The sequence below is a fragment of the Tenacibaculum finnmarkense genome, assembly GCF_900239185.1.
GTDB classification, from domain to species: domain Bacteria; phylum Bacteroidota; class Bacteroidia; order Flavobacteriales; family Flavobacteriaceae; genus Polaribacter; species Polaribacter finnmarkensis.
The window spans coordinates 1-1,980 of the sequence record NZ_OENA01000007.1; the positions used below are offsets into that span (position 1 = coordinate 1).

The 1,980-nt window shown below is 26.6% G+C and carries 3 protein-coding genes; 1 reads left to right on the top strand and 2 read right to left on the bottom strand.

Translation table 11 applies throughout. The features are described 5' to 3' along the window. Window positions 1-75: 75 nt before the first annotated feature. Together AQ1689_RS00260 and AQ1689_RS00265 are read right to left on the bottom strand one after the other, a co-directional pair. Entirely contained in the window at window positions 76-723 is a 648-nt protein-coding gene (locus AQ1689_RS00260) for a hypothetical protein (protein WP_101954818.1), read from the bottom strand. Between the two features lie 152 nt (window positions 724-875). Further along, window positions 876-1,718, bottom strand: coding sequence for a DUF5677 domain-containing protein (locus tag AQ1689_RS00265; RefSeq protein ID WP_368666946.1), 843 nt, complete (start codon window positions 1,716-1,718; stop codon window positions 876-878). Between AQ1689_RS00265 and AQ1689_RS13360 the strand changes: the two genes are divergently transcribed. Beyond that, window positions 1,669-1,803, top strand: a complete 135-nt coding sequence (locus AQ1689_RS13360; protein ID WP_256444634.1) for a hypothetical protein — start codon at window positions 1,669-1,671, stop codon at window positions 1,801-1,803. The genes AQ1689_RS00265 and AQ1689_RS13360 overlap by 50 nt on opposite strands. Window positions 1,804-1,980: the final 177 nt, after the last annotated feature.

A 1,980-nucleotide genomic window follows, 5' to 3' on the forward strand; every position in this document is an offset into this window, starting at 1 on the left:
GCTCAAAAAACTAATTTATAGAATTATGAGCCTAGAATAATAATGTATAAACTTAATCAAGAAAAGAGTTGTTTTTTAGCTCAGTTCTTTGTTACCTGTAGTTTTTATATATTTTCTCCACAAATAGAATAATCCAACTAAAAATATTCCTTTAAAAAATAATTCAAGTAAATTCCCTTTCAAATCGTATTTCTCGGCAACTTGTTTAGGTTCTTTTGAAGTATCTATTGTGATTGAATTAAGGAATTTGTTTTTAGTTTCCTCATTGAATTCATTTACTTTGGAGTATGTCGCAATAAAATTAATTCCGTTAATTAGTAATAATACAGATTCAGCAATTTGTTTTTTAGAATTTTCATCTTGATATGTTAATTTGTATCCTCTAAAACCTTTGATTTCAATTTCCGTCGAGTCTTTAAAAATAAAAGTCTTTTTCCTCATTGCCTTAATTTGTACAGCAATCATTTTCTCATATGCATTTTTCAAACCTTCAGGACTTGGCAAGTTGTTTTTAAAATCTCTTTCTCCATTCTCAGTAATCAAACTCATAACGACGAAAGAATCATTTTCATTATTAGAATAAAACGCAACTCCTTTTTCTGCTCCTTCAGAAAATTTCATTTTTTCAGGAGTGGCAGGAAATTCAATTGAAAAAATTGAATCTATTTTTGTTTGTCCAAATAAAGATGTTGAAATCAATAATAGAAGTAGGGTTTTTCTCATTTTTGGTAATTACAGGTAACGTTTTATATATGGTTTGTTGCGTTTTTGAAGCACTAAATTTAGTAAATAAAAACGGAATAGAAAATCCCCTAAGGATTTTCGTAAGTAGGCGAGTACTAGCAATAAATTATATATTTTGTTACCACCAGTTTTTATTTTAATGTTTCTCCAAATTTTTCTTCCCAAATAGTATAAAATGAATTACTAAACTTATTCATTTTTGTAAGTCCATTTTCTATTTCTTTTGTTAGACATTTATTCCAATTCATAAATTCTAAAAGACTTTCAATAACTATTGAGTTCATAGGGACGATTACCCTACAATCACATTTTTCATAATTTAGGAATCCAAAATATCCGTTTTCTTTTCTTGTCAAATGGAAATCAATTATTTCTTGCCAATTTCCGTGAACAGCATCAGAACCTACACCATAAATAAAAGAATATAAATCGTCATTATCAACTTCGCTATTTATTGCTCGAAAAGATTTTCCATCTAATTTCCATTTTTTATTATACGGCTTATTATTTTCTGATTCTAAATCATCCATTGTAAATCCGTCAACATTTAGTTTAGTTTCTAATTTTATTAATTGACGTTTTATAATTGGATGTTCTTTGTTATCAAATTCCATTAATTTTTTAAAATTCTGATATCTTGCTCTATATGAAACTAATCTAAAATTTTCTTGGGATTCAGTTCCGTTTTTTATCAGATATTTTGTGATTATAAATGATTCGTACATTGGTCTCATAAACAAAGACTGAATCTCTTGTTTATTTAATTCTTGGTACTTTATATATTCTTGATAGAATTTTACAATTCTTGTAATTGAACCAACGATTGTTGATTCATTTAAATTGTAGTAATTCGGATGTGTTTCGTGATTTATTACTCTTGAAAGTAAATCAATTAACTCTCCTAAATCTTTAGAAAATTTAATTATGAATTCATTTAGTTCGATTTCCGTTTTTGAAAATTCAGATAAATCTATATTTGAATATTTATTAAATATTTCTGTAATTTCGTTTATTTCTCAAATTGGTGGTAACGTGTTTGTGCATGATTTGTTTGCGTGAATTTAACAACAAATAATTAATAAAGCCAAATTTTAATGTTTACGAGGTTTTTCCAAAAGAAAAACGATGTAAGCAATGAATTATGCACGTCTTAAGTTTGTCTTTTAATACATTTGATATATAATCAGAAAGAATAAAAGAGAGAATTAAGGTTACTATATACGGTGAAGCATTGAC